Annotated in this window: 17 protein-coding genes; 8 read left to right on the forward strand and 9 right to left on the reverse strand. The window is 70.1% G+C overall.

Annotated elements, in window-relative coordinates; genetic code table 11:
* The first annotated feature begins 4 nt into the window (after window positions 1-4).
* The 4 genes from ACFYWY_RS09745 (at window position 5) to ACFYWY_RS09760 (ending at window position 3,825) form a co-directional block, all read left to right on the forward strand.
* A complete protein-coding gene (locus tag ACFYWY_RS09745) occupies window positions 5-766 on the forward strand; it encodes an SDR family oxidoreductase (RefSeq protein WP_389182401.1) in 762 nt (253 codons plus the stop codon).
* A 116-nt stretch (window positions 767-882) separates the two neighbouring features.
* On the forward strand, window positions 883-2,463 hold the full coding sequence (locus tag ACFYWY_RS09750; protein WP_389182404.1) for an ABC transporter substrate-binding protein: 1,581 nt from the start codon (window positions 883-885) through the stop codon (window positions 2,461-2,463).
* Window positions 2,464-2,529: 66 nt separating this feature from the next.
* A complete protein-coding gene (locus ACFYWY_RS09755) occupies window positions 2,530-3,213 on the forward strand; it encodes a uracil-DNA glycosylase (RefSeq protein WP_389182407.1) in 684 nt (227 codons plus the stop codon).
* Window positions 3,214-3,351: 138 nt separating this feature from the next.
* A complete protein-coding gene (locus tag ACFYWY_RS09760) occupies window positions 3,352-3,825 on the forward strand; it encodes a hypothetical protein (protein WP_389182410.1) in 474 nt (157 codons plus the stop codon).
* Between the two features lie 556 nt (window positions 3,826-4,381).
* On the opposite strand, the gene ACFYWY_RS09765 is transcribed toward ACFYWY_RS09760, so the two are convergent.
* Window positions 4,382-4,897 (reverse strand): DinB family protein, encoded by a 516-nt coding sequence (locus ACFYWY_RS09765; protein WP_389182413.1) that lies wholly within the window; start codon window positions 4,895-4,897, stop codon window positions 4,382-4,384.
* Window positions 4,898-4,938: 41 nt separating this feature from the next.
* Complete coding sequence (locus ACFYWY_RS09770; protein ID WP_389182416.1) at window positions 4,939-5,532, reverse strand: TetR/AcrR family transcriptional regulator; 594 nt, start codon at window positions 5,530-5,532, stop codon at window positions 4,939-4,941.
* A gap of 122 nt (window positions 5,533-5,654) precedes the next feature.
* On the opposite strand from ACFYWY_RS09770, the gene ACFYWY_RS09775 reads away from it, so the two are divergent.
* Together ACFYWY_RS09775 and ACFYWY_RS09780 are read left to right on the forward strand one after the other, a co-directional pair.
* Window positions 5,655-6,863: an FAD-dependent monooxygenase gene (locus ACFYWY_RS09775; protein WP_389182419.1), complete on the forward strand. Its 1,209-nt coding sequence runs from the start codon at window positions 5,655-5,657 to the stop codon at window positions 6,861-6,863.
* A 29-nt stretch (window positions 6,864-6,892) separates the two neighbouring features.
* Window positions 6,893-7,798 (forward strand): Gfo/Idh/MocA family protein, encoded by a 906-nt coding sequence (locus ACFYWY_RS09780; protein ID WP_389182422.1) that lies wholly within the window; start codon window positions 6,893-6,895, stop codon window positions 7,796-7,798.
* Here ACFYWY_RS09780 and lnt read toward each other — a convergent pair.
* The 7 genes from lnt to ACFYWY_RS09815 form a co-directional block, all read right to left on the reverse strand.
* The gene (gene lnt / locus ACFYWY_RS09785) at window positions 7,722-9,398 is read right to left on the reverse strand and encodes an apolipoprotein N-acyltransferase (protein ID WP_389182425.1); all 1,677 of its coding nucleotides are present in this window, start codon (window positions 9,396-9,398) and stop codon (window positions 7,722-7,724) included. The genes ACFYWY_RS09780 and lnt overlap by 77 nt on opposite strands.
* Before the next feature lie 94 nt (window positions 9,399-9,492).
* The gene (locus tag ACFYWY_RS09790) at window positions 9,493-9,951 is read right to left on the reverse strand and encodes a nuclear transport factor 2 family protein (protein ID WP_389182429.1); all 459 of its coding nucleotides are present in this window, start codon (window positions 9,949-9,951) and stop codon (window positions 9,493-9,495) included.
* 171 nt (window positions 9,952-10,122) lie between these two features.
* Window positions 10,123-11,298, reverse strand: a complete 1,176-nt coding sequence (locus tag ACFYWY_RS09795; protein ID WP_389182432.1) for a methyltransferase — start codon at window positions 11,296-11,298, stop codon at window positions 10,123-10,125.
* Between the two features lie 73 nt (window positions 11,299-11,371).
* Entirely contained in the window at window positions 11,372-11,545 is a 174-nt protein-coding gene (locus ACFYWY_RS09800; RefSeq protein WP_389182435.1) for a hypothetical protein, read from the reverse strand.
* Between the two features lie 53 nt (window positions 11,546-11,598).
* Window positions 11,599-12,474, reverse strand: coding sequence for an undecaprenyl-diphosphate phosphatase (locus tag ACFYWY_RS09805; protein ID WP_389182438.1), 876 nt, complete (start codon window positions 12,472-12,474; stop codon window positions 11,599-11,601).
* A gap of 106 nt (window positions 12,475-12,580) precedes the next feature.
* Window positions 12,581-14,626 carry an ABC transporter ATP-binding protein gene (locus ACFYWY_RS09810; RefSeq protein ID WP_389182441.1) on the reverse strand — a complete coding sequence of 682 codons (2,046 nt, stop codon included), beginning with the start codon at window positions 14,624-14,626 and terminating at the stop codon, window positions 12,581-12,583.
* A gap of 147 nt (window positions 14,627-14,773) precedes the next feature.
* The gene (locus ACFYWY_RS09815) at window positions 14,774-15,478 is read right to left on the reverse strand and encodes a TVP38/TMEM64 family protein (protein ID WP_389182445.1); all 705 of its coding nucleotides are present in this window, start codon (window positions 15,476-15,478) and stop codon (window positions 14,774-14,776) included.
* Window positions 15,479-15,527: 49 nt separating this feature from the next.
* On the opposite strand from ACFYWY_RS09815, the gene ACFYWY_RS09820 reads away from it, so the two are divergent.
* On the forward strand, window positions 15,528-16,226 hold the full coding sequence (locus ACFYWY_RS09820) for a DNA alkylation repair protein (RefSeq protein WP_389182448.1): 699 nt from the start codon (window positions 15,528-15,530) through the stop codon (window positions 16,224-16,226).
* A gap of 290 nt (window positions 16,227-16,516) precedes the next feature.
* A complete protein-coding gene (gene tuf, locus ACFYWY_RS09825; protein WP_389182451.1) occupies window positions 16,517-17,686 on the forward strand; it encodes an elongation factor Tu in 1,170 nt (389 codons plus the stop codon).
* The last annotated feature ends 56 nt before the right edge of the window (window positions 17,687-17,742 follow it).

Genomic DNA, 17,742 nt, shown 5'->3' on the forward strand with positions numbered 1-17,742 from the left:
GACCATGACCTCAGAGGTACAGGACAGCGGGAAGGTCGCCCTGATCACGGGCGCGAGCCGTGGCATCGGCTATGGCGTCGCCGAGGCGCTCGTCGCGCGCGGCGACCGGGTGTGCATCACCGGCCGTGGTGAGGACGCGCTCAAGGAGGCCGTGGAGCGGCTCGGCGCCGATCGCGTGATCAGCGTCCCCGGCAAGGCCCACGACGAGTCCCACCAGGCGGCCGCCGTCGAGCGCACCATGGAGGCCTTCGGCCGGGTCGACTTCCTGATCAACAACGCCGGCACGAATCCGGTCTTCGGGCCTATGGCGGATCTCGACCTGAATGTGGCGCGCAAGGTCTACGAGACCAATGTGATCTCGGCGCTCGGCTTCGCGCAGCAGACCTGGAAGGCCTGGCAGAAGGAGAACGGCGGTGCGATCGTGAACATCGCCTCTGTCGCCGGTATCGCCCCGTCGCCCTTCATCGGTGCGTACGGTATGAGCAAGGCGGCCATGGTCAATCTGACCCTGCAACTGGCGCACGAGTTCGCGCCGGGCGTCCGGGTCAACGCGATCGCCCCCGCGGTGATCAAGACGAAGTTCGCCGAAGCGCTGTACGAGGGCCGGGAGGCCGAGGCTGCCGCGGCCTACCCGCTGGCACGGCTCGGAGTCCCGGAGGACATCGGGGGCGCAGCAGCGTTCCTCACGTCCGACCAGTCGGACTGGATCACCGGTCAGACGCTGGTGGTGGACGGCGGTATCTTCCTCAATGCCGGGGTTCACTGACCGCCCTGAACCGATTTGTTGCTGAATGCATCAAATGCCCTGCCGGGCCAGAAGGTTGACCCGGCGGGGCGCTGCGGTATGGTCGGCCGACCCATGGCTGAACGAGGAGCGTGCACGTGTTCTACCGGACCTGTCTGCAGGCCGCTGCAGCCCTAGCGTCCATATCTCTGCTGGCCGGATGCAGTGTGTTCTCGGGTGAGGACGCCGAGCGTGAGCAGAAGATTTCGGTCGGGACGACGAGTCAGCCCAGTACCCTCGACCCGGCCGCCGCCTGGGACGGTTCATGGGAGCTGTACCGGAACGTCTTCCAGTCGCTGCTGAGCTTCCCCACTGGGAGCACCGTGCCGCAGCCCGACGCGGCCAAGAGCTGCGGGTTCGTGGACGGCAACAGCAAGATCTTCCAGTGCGAGCTGCGTGAGGGGCTGCAGTTCTCCAACGGCGACAAGCTCGACGCCGCGGCCGTCAAGCACTCCATCGACCGGGTCCGGAAGATCGATGTGCAGGGTGGCCCGAACGGTCTGCTCGGCTCCCTCGACAAGATCGAGACGGTCGGCGACCGCATCGTGAAGTTCAGCCTCAAGACGCCGGACGCCACGTTCCCGTTCATCCTCGGCACACCCGCGATGGCCATGGTTCCGCCCAAGGAGTACCCTGCGGACGAGCTCCGCGAGGACGGCAAGCTGACCGGCTCTGGGCCGTACGCCCTGGATGCGTTCAAGAAGGGCGACCGGGCCGTTTTGACCAAGAACTCCAAGTACCGGGGGAACGCGGAGGTCAAGAACGACGGCGTCACCATCCGTTACTTCAGTGACTCGGATGTGATGCTGGGGGCGCTCAAGAAGAAGGAGATCGACGTCGTCGACCGCGTGCTGACCGCGCCGGCCGTCGTTGAGCTGCAGCAGCGGAAGCCGGAGAACGCTCACCTCCAGCTGGTGGAGACCTTCGGTGCGGAAATCCGCTACCTCGTCTTCAACCCCAAAGACCCCATGGCGGGCAAGCTCGCGGTACGGCGTGCGATCGCCCAGATCGTCGACCGCGGTGCCCTGGTCTCCGAAGTTTACAAGAGCACGGCGGAGCCGCTGTACTCGATGATCCCCAAGGGCATCTTCGGGCACACCACCGAGTTCTTCGACCGTTACGGTGAGCCGGATGTGGACAAGGCGAGGAAGATCCTCCAGGAGGCGGACATCACCCAGCCGGTGCCGCTGACGTTCTGGCACACCACCGACCGCTACGGCTCCGCAACCGCGCGGGAGTTCGCCGAGCTCAAGCGGCAGCTTGACGCCACGGGACTCTTCAAGATCACGATTCAGGGCAAGCCTTGGGCGGAATTCCAGCAGGGCTACCGGCAGGGCGAGTACCCCGTATTCGGCCGCGGCTGGTTTCCCGACTTCCCGGACCCGGACAACTTCATCGCGCCGTTCGTCGGCTCGAACAACGTGCTCAACACTCCGTACGAGAACAGCGAGATCACCGAACAGCTGCTGCCCGCGTCCCGGCGTGAGAGCGACCGCGGCGCGGTCGGCTCGCAGTTCGAGCGGGCGCAGGAGATCTTCGTCGACGACGTGCGTCTGCTGCCTCTGTGGCAGGGGAAGTTGTTCATTGCCACCAGCGAGGAAGTCGGTGGCTGCGAGCGCGCCTCGGACCCGAATTCGATCATGCAACTGTGGGAGCTGTACCGGAAGGCCAGCTGGTAGACGCGACTGTCAGTGGCCGCAGGTAGGTTCTGTGGTCCAACTGATCGCATACCGGAGGTTGTTGACGTGACCGACACCGACATGCTGCCCGAGTCCTGGCGCGACGTCCTCGGCGAAGAGCTCCACAAGCCCTACTTCAAGGAGCTCACCGAATTCGTCGAGGAGGAGCGGGCGCGTGGGCCGGTCTACCCGCCGCGCGAAGAGGTCTTCGCCGCGCTCGACGCCACCCCGTACGACCGCGTCAAGGTCTTGATCCTCGGCCAGGACCCGTACCACGGAGAGGGGCAGGGGCACGGCCTCTGCTTCTCCGTGCGGCCGGGCGTCAAGACCCCGCCCTCCCTGCGGAACATCTACAAGGAGATGGAAGCGGAGCTCGGTCACCCCGTCCCGGACAACGGCTATCTGATGCCGTGGGCCGAGCAGGGCGTGCTGCTGCTCAACGCCGTGCTGACGGTGCGGGCCGGTGAGGCCAACTCCCACAAGGGCAAGGGATGGGAGAAGGTGACGGACGCGGTGATCCGCGCCGTGGCCTCGCGGCCCGACCCCGCGGTGTTCGTCCTGTGGGGCAATTACGCGCAGAAGAAGCTGCCCTTGATCGACGAGACGCGTCATGCGGTGGTCAAGGGCGCGCATCCCTCGCCGCTCTCGGCCAAGAAGTTCTTCGGCTCCCACCCGTTCACACAGATCAACGAGGCGGTGGCGGCCCAGGGGCACGAGCCCATCGACTGGCGGATTCCGAACCTCGGCTGAGCGCCTCGGCCGAGCGTTCGCGCACCCGGCTGACAGGCTCGGGCCCGCGCCCGAGCCTGTGCGGCATTGTCCGTGGCGGCGGCTAGCGTCGTGATCCGTGGATGGTCGCGATTCGCCGCACGGACGTGGGAGGCCGCAGTGATGGAGCAGCAGGAGGCGTCGGAGGACGCCGTCATGACCCGGATCGGGCAAGCGATCATGTTGCTGCACGGCGGAGACCGCGAGGAGGCGCGTAATCGCTTCGGCGCGCTCTGGTCGGAGATCGGCGAGGCCGGTGATCCTCTCCACCGCTGCACTCTGGCGCACTACATGGCCGACGCCCAGGACGACGCCGGCGACGAGCTCGCCTGGGATCTGCGGGCGCTTGCGGCGGCGGAAGGACTGAGCGACGAGCGGCTGGCCCGGCACGAGGCGACGCTCGCCGTGCGGGCCTTCTACCCCTCGCTCCATCTCAACCTCGCCGCCGACTATGTGAAGCTCGGGCGCCCGGAGCCCGCGCGCGTCCACCTCGACCGGGCGCGCGCGGCGACCGACGCCCTGGGGGACGACGGATACGGAAACGGCGTCCGGGCCGCTATCGACCGGCTGGAGCGCCTACTGACCGGCGAGTGAGGCTCGCGCGGGTGAGGCTCGACCGGCGGGCGGGGCTCAACTCCGGTAGGCCTCCCGGCAGATCCGGGACTCGGGGCTGCCTGGCCGCCAGCGGCCGTAGCTCTCGCCCAGGGCGCAGACGTCCGGCCCGACGGCCGGCAACGGCTGCAGGGGAGGCGGCGCGGCGGGCCGGGGCCGTGGTGGCGGCGACTTCGGCAGCGGGGACTCTGATAGATCGTTCGGTACGTGACGGGCGGCGGGAGCCGGCGCCGGCGGGGGAGCGGCGGTTTCGGCCGGGGGCGAAGTCAGGGGCGGGGGCGCCAGGACTTCGCGGGCCGGTCTCTGTACGATCTGCGGCTCCACGGCCTGTGCCGGGCGCCCGCCGTGGGACGGGGGTGCGGGCACGGGCTGCGGCTCCACGGCCACACAGCCGGACACGGCCCAGACGGCTACCCCTGCCAGGACCTTCGCGGTGGTTCTTGATCGGTGCACCCGCGCAACTCTGCTGTGCGCGGGGCCCGTTCACAGTCGTACGGGCTCACAATGGCCCGCACGGGTGACGCCGGTCAGCCTCCGGTCAGTCGCCCGTCGCGCCGTCGATCCGCTCACGGAGCAGATCCGCGTGGCCGTTGTGGCGCGCGTACTCCTCGATCATGTGCGTCATGATCCACCGCAGGTTGTAGCTCTCCCCGGTGCGTCGGGACTTCACCTTGCCCACGTCGTCGAGCCCATGGGCGGCGGCCAGCTCCCGCGCCCGTGCTATCTCGGCCTGCCAGGCGGCATAGGCCTCGGCATAGGTGTCCTGCTCGGTGCAGTGGAAGTCGCCGTCATGGTCGTCTTCGGTGTAAAAGAGCGGCTCGGAAGCCTCCCCGGCCAGCGTGTTGCGGAACCACCCCCGCTCGACCTCCGCCATGTGCCGTAGGAGTCCGAGCAGAGAGAGCTCGGAGGGCGGCGCGGCCAGCTCCTTCAGCTGATTGTCGTCCAGGCCCGCGCACTTGAATGCCAGCGTCTCGCGGTGGTAGTCCAGCCAGCCGTCGAGCATCTCGCGCTCGCCCGCGGTGGTGGCGGGTTCGGTCCGTTCAGGTGTCGTCATGGCGATCATCCTGATGTACGAACCACCCGTGCCGCCAGGGCTTATTCGCCCAGCATTCCGCGCAGCAGTTCGGTGAGTCCGGTGCGCAGCTGAGCGAGGTCGGGGACGGCGGAGTGGTACGACCCGGCCGCGCAGGAGAACATCAGGCCCTCGCACCAGGCCAGCAACGACAGGGCGTGCCGCTCCGGTTCTGGCGAACCCGCCGCGGCCATGAGGGCGTTGAGCGGGGCGCGGAACTGGTTGCCCGTCGCGTCGTAGAACTCCCGCAGCTCGGGCCTTCGCGTCGCCTCCAGCGCCAGTTCGTAGCGGGAGACGAGCAGTTCGCGGTGGCGGGTCAGATGGCGGTGCAGGGCCGGCGCGAGCGCGTCGACCAGGCCCTCGATACTGCCGTCGGGCACCGGCATCTCGTGGGGGGTGAGGACGGCCGCCTCGCGCTCCGCCTGCCGCCGTACGGCCGCCTCCAGCAGCGCCTGCCGGGTGCGCGCGTAATTGGACGTCGAGCCCTGGGGGAGTCCGGCCGCCTCGTCCACGGCGCGGTGGGTGAGCCCGCGCATTCCGCGCTCGGCGAGCAGCCTCAGCGCGGCGTCGGCGATCAGTTCGGCACGGGAATTGCTCGTGGTGGTGCGTTCGGCCATGCGGACAATCTACCGCCGGAACTACAGCTGTAGTACGGTGAGTCCTACTACAGGTGTAGTGAGCGGATCGGTGAACCGGCACCGAAGTAACCGAACCCAGGAACCCGAACCGAGGAGGAGCCATGCCCAAGCCCCGGGCCGTCGTCATCGGCAGCGGAATCGGCGGACTGACCGCCGCCGTGGCCCTGCATCAGAGCGGCTGGCAGGTCACCGTCCTGGAGCGCGCCGAATCCCTGGAGCCGGTCGGCGCCGGGATCGGCCTCGCCCCCAACGCCCAGCGCGCCCTCGACGTCATCGGCCTCGGCGACGAGATCCGCGAACTGGCCGCCTGGCAGGGCGACGGCGGCATGCGCAATCCGGGCGGCCGCTGGCTCTCCCGTACGAACAGCGCCGCCGCGGCCGAACGATTCGGCGGACCCCTGGTGCTGGTCCACCGCGCCACCCTGATCGACCGCATCGCGTCCCGGCTGCCCGCCGCCGCGGTGCGCACCGGCAGCCCCGGGCAGCTCGCCGATCCCGGCGCCACGGCCGGCCGCCCGGCCCGTGTGGCCACCCCTGACGGGGAGATCGAGGCCGACCTCGTCATCGGTGCGGACGGCATCAACTCGGGTGTGCGCCGCACTCTCTTCCCGGACCACCCCGGCCCCGCCTACGCCGGATTCACCACCTGGCGCGTCGTCGTCCCCGCGCCCGACCGTCCCTTCGAACCGCACGAGACCTGGGGCCCCGGCACCCTGTGGGGCACCCAGCCCCTCAAGGACGGCCGGATCTACGCGTACGCAGCCGCCGTCGCCCCCGCCGGAGCCCGTGCCGACGACGAGAAGGCCGAACTGCTGCGCCGCTTCGGCGGCTGGCACGATCCCATCCCGGGGATCATCGCCGCCGTCGAACCGGGCCAGGTGCTGCGCAACGACGTCCACCACCTCATCGACCCGCTGCCGTCCTTCCACCGCGGCCGGACCGTGCTCCTCGGTGACGCCGCCCACGCGATGGCGCCCAATCTCGGCCAGGGCGGCAACCAGGCCATCGAGGACGGCATCGTGCTCGCCCACCACGCGGCCCCCGGCGGCGACCTGGGCGCGGGGCTCGCCGCGTACAGCGCGCAGCGCCTGCCGCGCACCACGGACATCGTCCGCAAGGCCGCGAAGGTCGCCCGGCTGATGTCCCTGACGAGCACTCCGGCCGTCCTGGTGCGCGAGACCCTGATCTCCGCCGTCTCCCGGCTCGGACCCGGCATCGTTCTGCGGACGTTCGACGGAATCGCCGACTGGCAGCCGCCGCAGCGCACGTATGCTGCCGGAGCGCAGGACGTACACGACGTTCGCCACTGACAACCGGCAGAGCGCCAAGGGAGGCCCCTGTGAAGGTCGGCTGCATCGGGCTCGGCGACATCGCGCGGAAGGCCTATCTGCCCGTGCTCACCGCCCTGCCCGGGGTCGAACTGCATCTGCAGACCCGCACTCCCGCCACCCTGGCGCGGATCGCCGAGGCCCACCACATCCCCGCCGAACGGCGCCACACCGGCCTCGACTCACTGATCGCCCAGGACCTGGACGCCGCCTTTGTGCACGCGCCGACGTCCGTGCACGCCGAGATCGTCACCCGACTGCTCGAAGCGGGTGTCGCGACGTACGTCGACAAGCCGCTGGCGTACGAACTGGCCGACTCGGAGCGGCTGGTGAGCCTCGCCGAGGAGCGCGCCACCAGCCTCGCCGTCGGCTTCAACCGCCGCCTCGCGCCCGGCTACGCACAGTGCATCGAGCACCCGCGCGAGCTGATCCTGATGCAGAAGAACCGCGTTGGTCTCGCCGAGGACCCACGCACCCTCGTCCTCGACGACTTCATCCACGTCGTAGACACCCTGCGCTTCCTCGTCCCCGGACCGGTAGACCACACGGACGTACGGGCCCGGATCGTCGACGGCCTGATGCACCACGTCGTGCTGCAGCTGTCCGGCGACGGCTTCACCGCGATCGGCACGATGAACCGGATGAGCGGCTCGACCGAGGAGATCCTCGAAGTGTCGGGCCAGGACACCAAGCGCGAGGTCCGCAATCTCGCGGAGATCGTGGACCACAAGGGACAGCCGAGCCTGCGGCGGCGCGGCGACTGGGTGCCGGTCGCCCGCCAGCGCGGCATCGAGCAGTCGGTGCTGGCCTTCCTCGACGCCGTACGCGCCGGGAAGCTCCTCAGCGCCCAGGACGCGCTGCGGACTCATGAGCTGTGTGAACGGGTGGTTCGGCAAGCTCTGGATCAGGCCGCCTGAGAGACCGGGCACCCTCGGTCGCGCAGAGCGCGGCGAGGACGGCCAGCGCGCCGTAGACCGGCCAGTCGCCGAACCGCACGTACGGGGTCGTGCCGCGGGCGAGCGGGATGTCGTAGACCGCCGCGGTGCTGCTGTCCGTGCCCAGCAGGCCGCCGACCCGCTCGCCGTCCGGCCCGTACACCGCGCTGACGCCGGTGAGGGTGGCATGCACCATCGGCCGCCCGCTCTCGGCCGCCCGGAGCGCCGCCAGAGAGGCGTGCTGCTCCGGCGCCCAACTCCCCTGGAACGACGAGGTCGCCGACTGGGCGATCAGCAGCTGTGCGCCGTCCCGGGTGAGCCGCCGGCTCATGTCGGGGAACGCCGACTCGAAGCAGACCAGCGGGCCCAGCCGCAGGCCGCCGTCGCCGGGCAGCACCATCACCACCGGGCGGCTGCCGCGCAGCCGGTCCTCGCCCGCGGCCTTGCCGACCGAGGTCGCCCAGCCGAGAAGCGCGCGGGCCGGGACGTACTCACCGAAGGGGACCAGCCGCATCTTGTCGTAGCGGTCGCCGGTCGGGCCCTGCGGGCCCACGAGGACCGAGCTCTTGAAGATCCCGGCGGGGCCCGTGCCGCCCGCGCGCCGGGCGTCCACATTCACCAGCACCTCGGCCCCGACCGCGCGCGAGAGCACCGCGAGACGAGCGGCCAGATCGGGACGCTCGCGCAGATCCGCGCCGACACTGCTCTCGCCCCAGACCACCAGATCGAGGTCCTGCCCGGCCAGTTCGCGGGTCAGCTCCTCACTGCGGGCGAAGCGGCGCTCGACGCTCTCCATGCCGTTGACGACTCCCGGCTGGACGACCGCCACACGCGCCCGCCCCGACTGCCCTGGCTGCGGAACCCACATCCAGACCGCCGCGGTGGTGAGCGCACATATGAGGCCGCCACCCACCGCGGCCGTACGGGCGTGCGGCACCGCAATCAGCACGGTGATCGCCGTGTTCACGGCCAACACCAGCAGACTCACCAGCCACACGCCACCTACCGAGGCGAGCCGCAGGGCGGGGGAGACCTCCCACTGGCTCGCCCCGAGCAGACCCCAAGGTCCGCCGAGGCTCTCCCAGGACCGGGCCAGTTCGATCATCAGCCAGCCGGAAGGGACGACCGCGAGCGCCGCGGCCGCACGCCACGGCGACGGCGTCCCGCCGAGGAGCGACCACACGAGCCAGCCCCAGGGCGCCCACATCAGCCCGACGAGCGCGGCAATCACGACGATGAAGACATGCAGGCTCGGCACCAGCCAGTGGTGCACGGCGATCACGAAGCCGATGCCGCCCAGCCAGCCCTCGACCGCCGCACGGCGGCCCGTCGGCGCGGAACGCACAAGCAGCATCCACGGCACCAGCGCGGCATACGCGAACCACCACAGCGAGGGCTCGGGAAAGGCGAGAGCGGGCAGCGCACCGGCAGCCACCGCGGCCGCGCCGCGCCACCGCGGGGACGACAGCGCCCGCCGCGCGAACGACTCGCTCTCGCGCCGCTCCCCACTCTCGTGACTCTCGTGCCGCTCGTGTCCCTCCAGCCCCTCCCGCCGCTTCGGCCGGCCGACCGGAATCCGCATGCCGCGCCTCCTCGTGCTGCCTCGAAGGGCCCGCGAGCACTGTTCCCCTCCAGTGTGCGCGAGCGGGATCTGCACCGACAGGGCACTCCGGGCGTCAGCCGCCGTCGAGCGCCCCCGCGGAACGCCGCCACTTCTCGTGGATCACCACGGTCCGCAGCCGCCAGCCCTCGTCCGTACGCAGCAGACTGAACGCGTACCGGCCCCCGGAGACGAAGTCGTCCCCCGACTCGAGACGCATCGGGTTCACATAGTCGGCCTGCACCTCCGCACGGTCGCCCGGATAGCCGCCCAGGTCCTGAATGTGCAGCCGCCGGTTGACGATGAGGTGCTGTCGCACCGGAAAGAGCCGGAGCGTCTGAGCCAGCCAGTCGGCGACTTCGGCGGCCGGACCCTCGATCCCGCCCGAGCTGCGGTAGTCGGCGCGCCCCTCCCGCGCGAACAGAGCCCGGTAGGCGCTCCAGTCGGCGTCGTCCACGGCCACCGCGTAACTGGTGACCAATTCGTCGATGGACAGCCGGTCCATCACGGTCGCGAGATCTACGCGCTGCGTCATCGGGTCAGTTTCGGGCAGCGAGAGCCCGACGCCAAGAGCTGTGCGCGCCAGTCACCCGCTCTTCACCCGCTCTTGGTCAGCAAACGGTCGATCTCCGTCAGTTCGGCCTCCGAGAAGCAGGGCGCTGTGAGCGCCTCCAGGTGGCGGCCCGGCGGCCCGCCCTGCTGACCGCTACTTCTTGACGGCCCGCAGGACCACGAACTTCGGGTCGGAGGCCACGACTTCGCAGTTGCCGAACATACGGCGCAGCTTCACGTGGTACCCGAGGTGCCGGTTGCCGATCACCCACAGCTCGCCCCCGGACCGCAGCGCGCGGCGCGCTCCGCCGAACATCCGGCGGGCCGTCGCGTCCGTCGTCGCCTGGTGCGAGTGGAACGGCGGATTGTTCAGGACCAGGTCGACCGAGTCGGCCGGCACCCCGGACAGCCCGTCGCGCACCAGGAACTCGGCCTGCGCGTCCGAGTCGACATTGTCGCGGTACGTGGCCTCGGCCGATGCCACCGCGGAGAACGACTCGTCGATGAACGTCACCGAGGCCTCCGGATTGGCCAGCGCGGCCGCCGTGCCGATCACGCCGTTGCCGCAGCCCAGATCCACCACCCGCTCCGGGCCGCGCCGCTTCGGCAGGTTGCGCAGGAAGAACCTGGTGCCGATGTCGAGGCGCTCGGCGCAGAAGATGCCCGCATGATTGGTCACCGTCCGGCCGGCGAGCGCTCCGGCATCGGCGGGCAGTGCGTACCGCAGCGGCCAGGGGCCGGCGGTGCGGGCGAGGCGCGGGTCGGGCGTACTGAAGATCAGCCGCGCCTTCTTCACCGCCAGCGAGGTCCTGGTCGGACCGATGATCCGCTCGAACAGCTTCAGCGTGGAGGTGTGGATCTCGGTGACCATGCCGGTGCCGACGACGACGGTGTCCGCGTGCACGGCGGGCGCGAGACGGTGCAGCTGGTCCTCCAGCAGCGCGAGGCTCTTGGGTACCCGCACCAGCAGTACGTCGATGCGCTCCGGCGGGACCTCCCTGACCGACAACAGCCGCACCGCATCGGCGTCGACGCCGTTGCGCGCCAGATTCGCGCGGGTCGCCTGCTGGCCGAGAAAGGAGTCGGTGATCTGTACGGGGCGGTGCTCGGCGAGCGAGGTTGCGAGGGCGCCCCACCGGTCGCCGACGACGACCACGGTGCCGGAGAGATCCGTGGGCCCGGCGTCCTCGATTCCCTTGAGGGGCTCGTCCCCCTTGAGTTGCCGGAGAAGGTACTCATCGGCGGCGTCCCAGGCGCGGAGCTGGTCGCGGGGGTCCTCGGGGAAGCGGGCGAGGTCGAACGCGCCCCATGACGTCGTCAAACGGTTCATCGTGCACTCAGGCTAGTCGAGCTCACGTCGGCCGAGCGCTCCATGGGGCGGTCAGCCCGCGCTCACGCCGTGCTCACGCTGCGCTCTCGACGTCCTCGAGCGACGCCGCGGCCCACTCCACCACCAGTGCCTCGTACTCCGGCCGCCGGTCGTCGGGCAGCTCGCCGTCCGCCCAGAGTTCACGGATCCGGACATTCAGCTCGGCTGCGGACAGTGCAGTTTCTGACTCGCGGGGAAACGGCGACATGGCGACAGGCTAAGGCCTCGGTACGACAGCCGTCTCCATCGCGACAGCGGGCGTCAGCCGGCCGACTCGCCCGCGTGCGGGCTCAGCGCATCCGTTCCGACCAGGATGAACAGCAAGATTCCGAGAAGAATGCGGTAGATCACGAACGGCATGAAGCTCTTCGTAGTGATGAACTTCATGAACCAGGCGATCACCGCGTAGCCCACCGCGAAGGCGATGATCGTCGCGAATATCGTATGCGGCCAGGACACATGCCCGCCCTCGCTCGCGTCCTTCAGTTCGAAGACGCCGGATGCGAGCACGGCCGGGATCGCCAGCAGGAACGAGTAGCGGGCCGCCGCCTCACGGGTGTAGCCCATCAGCAGACCGCCGCTGATGGTGGCGCCGGAGCGGGAGACACCGGGGATCAGAGCCATCGCCTGGCAGACGCCGTAGATCAGACCGTCCCGGACACCCAGTTCCTTGAGGGTCTTGCGCTGCTTGACCACGCGGTGCTTGCCGCCGGCCTCGTCGCGGGCCGCAAGGCGGTCGGCGATGCCGAGCACGATGCCCATCACGATCAGGGTGGTGGCGATCAGCCGCAGATCGCGGAACGGGCCCTCGATCTGGTCCTTGAACGTGACGCCGAGCACACCGATCGGGATCGAGCCGATGATCACGAGCCAGCCCATCTGCGCGTCGTGGTCGCTGCGCAGCGCCTTGTTCGTGAGGGAACGGAACCAGGCGGAGACGATCCGGGCGATGTCCTTGCGGAAGTAGATCAGGACAGCCGTCTCCGTGCCGATCTGCGTGATCGCCGTGAACGCCGCGCCCGGGTCGTGCCAGCCGGCGAAGGCGGCGGTGAGCCGCAGATGCGCGCTGGAGGAGATGGGCAGGAATTCGGTCAGCCCCTGGACGAGCCCGAGGATGAATGATTCGAACCAAGACATGGAAAACTACGCCACCCAAGAAATGATCACGGTCTGACGGCGCGTAGCGTTCCCGATCATGCGCCAGTTGTGAGGAAGCGTAGCGTCCTCGGATGTCGGGGCTGCGTCAGCCCCCGTGGGATCTGCCTTGTGGGGCATCGTCAGTTGGGGCCGACGCCGTGTCCCGGTCCGCGGTCTGCCGCCTTTTCTGGGTGGGAAGGGCGGGCCCGTCCACTGCGTACTGCGCCGCCTGGATCCCGTACAGATCGCGGAAAACCCTCGGGCCTTCGACCTCGTCCGAGAGCAACTCGGCGAAGGTGCCGCTCTCAACCACCCGGCCGCGCTCCAGCACATGGATCAGGTCCGCCGCCCGGACCGAGCCGAGCCGGTGTGTGATGAGGATGACTGTCTGGCCCCCGTCGGCCAGCCGCCGGATCTGCTCGAACAGCTGCTGCTCCGCCTTTGCGTCGAGCGCGGAGGTCGGCTCGTCGACGATGAGGATCTCGCCCGCCCGATAGTGCGCACGGCCCAGGCCCAGGCGCTGCCACTGGCCGCCGGAGAGCTGATGGCCGCCCTTGTAGCCGCGGGCGAGAAGGGTCTGCCAGCCGCGCGGCAGCTCCTCGATGAGCTCGTCCGCACCCGCGTACTCAGCGGCGTGCTCCAGCTGCTCCTGGCTGAGCGGCGCTTCGGGGCGTCCGATGCCGATGTTCACGGCCGCGGTGAAGGGCCAGCGGTAGAAGTCCTGCCCGACGACGGCCACCCGGGAGACGAGCTGTTGCCGATCGGCCTCCGTGGCGTCCACGTCGTCCCACAGGATGCGGCCCGAGTCGGGGCGGTAGAGCCCGCACAACAGCTTGACCAGGGTGGTCTTGCCGCTGCCGTTCTCCCCGACGAGCGCGATGATCTTGCCGGTGGGGATGGTCAGGCTCGCGCCGTCCAGGGCCCGCTTGTTGTCCTTGCCCTGATAGGTGAAGACGACGTCCTCGAAGGTGATCCGGGCCGGTTCCGCGGGCAGCGGCAGCCCGCCCACGGGGATCGCGCGGTCGGCGGCCTCCGCGCACAACCGGTGCAGGTCGCCTACGAACAGGCTCTCCTCATGCATGAAGTTCACCTGCAGCACCAGGTTCTCCAGGCTGGAGGATCCGCTGCGGATGGCGAGCACGGCCGTGCCGCCGACGGACAGGGCCATCGCCCCGGTCCACAGCAGTCCGCCGAGTGTGGCGTACGCGGCGGCCGTCGCGAGCCCGGTCCAGCCCGCCGCGATCAGTCCCGTACGAGCGGCGAGCCTGGCCAGCCTGCGCTGCTCCGCCTCCTGCGACAGGGACATGGTCCGGAAGTGGTGGAGCAGGAAAGGGCCGACGTTGTGGACGCGGATCTCGGGAGCGGCCTCGGTGGTGATCAGCAGCTGGCTGATCAGCTGGCCGGCCCGCGAATGCTGCACCCAGGCGTGGAAGGACACATAGCGCCGCCGCGCCACGGACAGCGCGGCCCAGGCGCTGGGCAGTGTCATCGCCACGAGCAGCGGCAGCAGCACGGGGTGGAGTACGGCGAGAACACCGGCCGCGGCGACCAGCGACAGCAGCGCGTTGATGACGTTGGTGCAGTACTTCATCATGCGGCGGGCCGAACCCGCGCCGTACGAGGCGCTGTCGAGGAGTTTGTGGAACTCCTCGTCCTCCACGGCCTCGAGTTCGACATTGGCGGTGTGCTTCAGATACCGCTCCGTGGCCACCCGCTCCACCTTCGGCTCCAACTGCCCTGTGCCGGCGGTGGACTGAGCCCGCAGCAGCGCGCCGGCCAGGGCCGCCGCTCCGGCCACGGCGAGCGCCGGAGCGGCTTCGGTGAGCCGCTCGGCGGTGCTGCCGGCGCCCAGTAGATGGGCGAGGACACGGTTGACCGCGATGAGCCCGACAGCCTGGCTGACGCCGCGGCCGATCTCGGCGAACACCACCAGACGCAGCGCCCCCTTGTCCGCCTCCCACGCCAACTGCGCGGTGGTGACCACCAGATGGGGCAGCCGGGTCACCATGGACCGTAGGTTCAGCTGGAGGAAGGCCTCTTCGTGCTTGTTCCAGCCCATGTCGTAGCGCAGTGGTCCGCCGAAGAGTAACTGCTCGGACTCGGAGGGTTCTTCGCTCGGTGTTTCAGCGGCATGGGTGCTGCGATCGGCCATGGGCGCTCCTGACGGGTGGGTGCGGGGCCAACGGTCGGAGAACGCACCTGATCACCGCCTCGTCACGGGGAACAAGGGGCTATTTCCCGTACGGCAGTTCGACCTGGGAGGGGAGACACAACGGCCGTAGGCGCACGGCGCAGGGCATCAGTGACCCCGCAGGCGGTGCCGCCTGCGCCAGGCGATCACGCCCGCGGCAAGGCCGGTCACCACGATGAAGCCGATCGCGATAAGAAACGCCGGAGAGGTCGGGGAGCCCGCCCGGCTGCCCGCGACCACATACGCCGCCGTGTTCGGGATCGAGCCGAGGCCCGTCGCCAGCAGGAAGGGCAGATAGCCCATGCGCGAGACGGCGGCGCAGTAGTTGGCCGCGGCGAACGGCACGCCCGGAAAGAGCCGCAGCGCCAGCATCGACCGGAAGCCGTGCGTGCTCAGCTGGGTGTCGGCCGCCTTCAGCCAGCGGCCCCTCAGCAGCGGCCGCAGCGCGTCCTGCCCCAGCAGCCGGCCGAGCGTGAAGGAGATGCCCGCGCCCAGCACCGTGCCGGCGAGCGCCGAGACCAGGCCGGCCTGCGAGCCGAACAGCGCGCCCGCCGCCAGGTTGAGCAGCGGTCGCGGCACGAAAGCCGCCGTGCACGCCCCGTACGCGACGCCGAAGAGCACCACTGCCGCGGCGCCGCTCAGCTGCGGCGGCCAGCCGGCCGACAGCAGCCGCTGCGGCTCGTACAGCACCACCGTCACGGCCGCCGCGGCCAGCATGGCCACGAGCAGCGACAGCCGCGACCACGGCGAGAACAGCGCTCGGGCGCAGCGGACGGCGAGGCCTGATGCCGGCCTGGGGACGGGGTCGAGCATCCGGGGAGACTAGCCGACAAAGGGATGTGATCGCCGTAATGTGAGCGCCATGACCCGCGCCGCACCGCAGAGCGATCTCGCCGACACCGTGATGGAGAGGCTCACCGCCGTGTACCCGACCGGCGCGGACGCGACCAGGGCCGCGGGGGCCGCCGCGTACATGAAGGGCGTCGCGCCCTTCCTCGGTCTCTGCACACCCGATCGGCGCGCCCTGTCCCGCACCGTCGTCGAAGGAATGGCGCGGCCCGACGAGGCCGACTGCACGGCCATCGCCCTGCGCTGCTGGGAGCTGCCCGAGCGGGAGTACCACTACTTCGCCGTCGACTATCTGCGCCGCCATGTGGGGCGCTGCTCGTCCGGCTTCCTTCCGGTCGTCCGCCGGCTCGTCGTCACCGTCCCCTGGTGGGACACCGTCGACGCGCTCGCCTCGCACGTCGTCGGCCCGCTGGTGAGCGCAGATCCCAAGCTGAAGTCCGACATGGACGCCTGGATCGAAGACGACGATCTGTGGGTCGCGCGAACCGCGCTGCTCCACCAACTCCGCTACAAGGACGCGACCGACGCCGACCGGCTCTTCTCCTACTGTCTGCGCCGCGCCGATCACCCCGACTTCTTCATCCGCAAGGCCATCGGATGGTGCCTGCGCGAGTACGCCAAAACGGATCCGCAGGCGGTACGCGACTTCGTCGACGGCGCCCGCGACCGGCTCGCGCCGCTGTCCGTACGCGAAGCCACCAAGCATCTGTGACCTGCTGAACTGCCGTACGCGGAAAACCATTCGACGCGGCCGGGGCCGTGAGCGATCATCGACGACATGTTCCGGTACGCCTTCCTCGCAGCGCCGTCCGCAGTCGCGGACGCGCCGAAGGCTGCCGCATTCCCCGCAGCGGCCGCAGCCGCCGCTTCCGCAGCGCCCTTCGGCGGCGCCCGAAGCTGACCCTTCCCGGATCGTCCGGCGGACCCCACAGGGGGAGGGTCGGCAAGGCCCAGGGGTCCCCATCACGCTTCGAGTTCCGAGGAAATCCGAGGGATACAGCCATGCCCAAGACGGCATACGTGCGCACCAAGCCGCACCTCAACATCGGCACCATGGGCCACGTCGACCACGGCAAGACCACTCTCACCGCCGCCATCACCAAGGTCCTCAGCGAGCGCGGGACCGGCACTTTCGTGCCGTTCGACCGGATCGACCGGGCGCCCGAGGAGGCGCAGCGCGGCATCACGATCAACATCGCGCACGTCGAGTACGAGACCGACACCCGGCACTACGCCCATGTGGACATGCCCGGCCATGCCGACTACATCAAGAACATGGTCACCGGAGCCGCCCAGCTCGACGGCGCGATCCTCGTCGTCTCCGCGCTCGACGGGGTCATGCCGCAGACCGCCGAGCACGTCCTGCTCGCCCGCCAGGTGGGCGTCGACCACATCGTCGTCGCGCTCAACAAGGCGGACGCGGGCGACGACGAGCTCACCGACCTGGTGGAGCTGGAGGTCCGCGAGCTGCTGACGGCCCATGGGTACGGCGGCGACGCCGCGCCGGTCGTCCGGGTGTCGGGACTCAAAGCGCTGGAGGGCGACCCACGCTGGACCGGGGCGGTCGAGGCGCTGCTCGACGCGGTCGACACCTATGTGCCGATGCCCGTCAGGTACACGGACGCACCGTTCCTGCTCCCGGTGGAGAACGTCCTCACCATCACCGGGCGCGGCACGGTCGTCACCGGGGCCGTCGAGCGCGGCACCGTCCGCGTCGGCGACCGGGTGCAGGTGCTCGGGGCCGACACAGAAACGGTGGTCACAGGACTGGAGACCTTCGGCAAGCCGATGGAGTCCGCGGAGGCCGGGGACAACGTCGCCCTGCTGCTGCGCGGCATGGCGCGCGACGCGGTCCGCCGCGGGCACGTGGTGGCGGCGCCCGGCAGCGTCGTACCGAGCCGGCGCTTCACCGCGCAGGTGTACGTCCTCTCGGGCCGCGAGGGCGGCCGCACCACCCCGGTCTCCACCGGCTACCGGCCGCAGTTCTACATCCGCACCGCGGACGTCGTCGGGGACGTCGACCTCGGTGAGGCGGCGCTCGCGCGACCCGGCGACACGGTCACCATGACCGTCGAGCTGGGACGTGACATCCCGCTCGAGCCGGGCCTCGGCTTCGCGATCCGCGAAGGCGGCCGCACGGTCGGCGCCGGCACCGTCACCGCGCTGGTCTGATCCGGCCCCGGCCGGCCTCCCGCACCTCACGGGTGGCCGGCCGGGGCACATGTCCG

The sequence above is a fragment of the Streptomyces sp. NPDC002870 genome, assembly GCF_042888505.1.
In the GTDB taxonomy this organism is placed as follows: Bacteria; Actinomycetota; Actinomycetes; order Streptomycetales; family Streptomycetaceae; genus Streptomyces.

Bases quoted from the DNA above. Each gene is read 5' to 3' on its own strand.
- ACFYWY_RS09745 (WP_389182401.1), top strand. From the start codon at position 5: ATGACCTCAGAGGTACAGGACAGCGGGAAGGTCGCCCTGATCACGGGC.
- ACFYWY_RS09765 (WP_389182413.1), bottom strand. From the start codon at position 4,897: ATGACGACACCTGAACGGACCGAACCCGCCACCACCGCGGGCGAGCGC.
- ACFYWY_RS09770 (WP_389182416.1), bottom strand. From the start codon at position 5,532: ATGGCCGAACGCACCACCACGAGCAATTCCCGTGCCGAACTGATCGCC.
- ACFYWY_RS09775 (WP_389182419.1), top strand. From the start codon at position 5,655: ATGCCCAAGCCCCGGGCCGTCGTCATCGGCAGCGGAATCGGCGGACTG.
- lnt (WP_389182425.1), bottom strand. From the start codon at position 9,398: ATGCGGATTCCGGTCGGCCGGCCGAAGCGGCGGGAGGGGCTGGAGGGA.
- ACFYWY_RS09790 (WP_389182429.1), bottom strand. From the start codon at position 9,951: ATGACGCAGCGCGTAGATCTCGCGACCGTGATGGACCGGCTGTCCATC.
- ACFYWY_RS09795 (WP_389182432.1), bottom strand. From the start codon at position 11,298: ATGAACCGTTTGACGACGTCATGGGGCGCGTTCGACCTCGCCCGCTTC.
- ACFYWY_RS09800 (WP_389182435.1), bottom strand. From the start codon at position 11,545: ATGTCGCCGTTTCCCCGCGAGTCAGAAACTGCACTGTCCGCAGCCGAG.
- ACFYWY_RS09805 (WP_389182438.1), bottom strand. From the start codon at position 12,474: ATGTCTTGGTTCGAATCATTCATCCTCGGGCTCGTCCAGGGGCTGACC.
- ACFYWY_RS09810 (WP_389182441.1), bottom strand. From the start codon at position 14,626: ATGGCCGATCGCAGCACCCATGCCGCTGAAACACCGAGCGAAGAACCC.
- ACFYWY_RS09815 (WP_389182445.1), bottom strand. From the start codon at position 15,478: ATGCTCGACCCCGTCCCCAGGCCGGCATCAGGCCTCGCCGTCCGCTGC.
- ACFYWY_RS09820 (WP_389182448.1), top strand. From the start codon at position 15,528: ATGACCCGCGCCGCACCGCAGAGCGATCTCGCCGACACCGTGATGGAG.
- tuf (WP_389182451.1), top strand. From the start codon at position 16,517: ATGCCCAAGACGGCATACGTGCGCACCAAGCCGCACCTCAACATCGGC.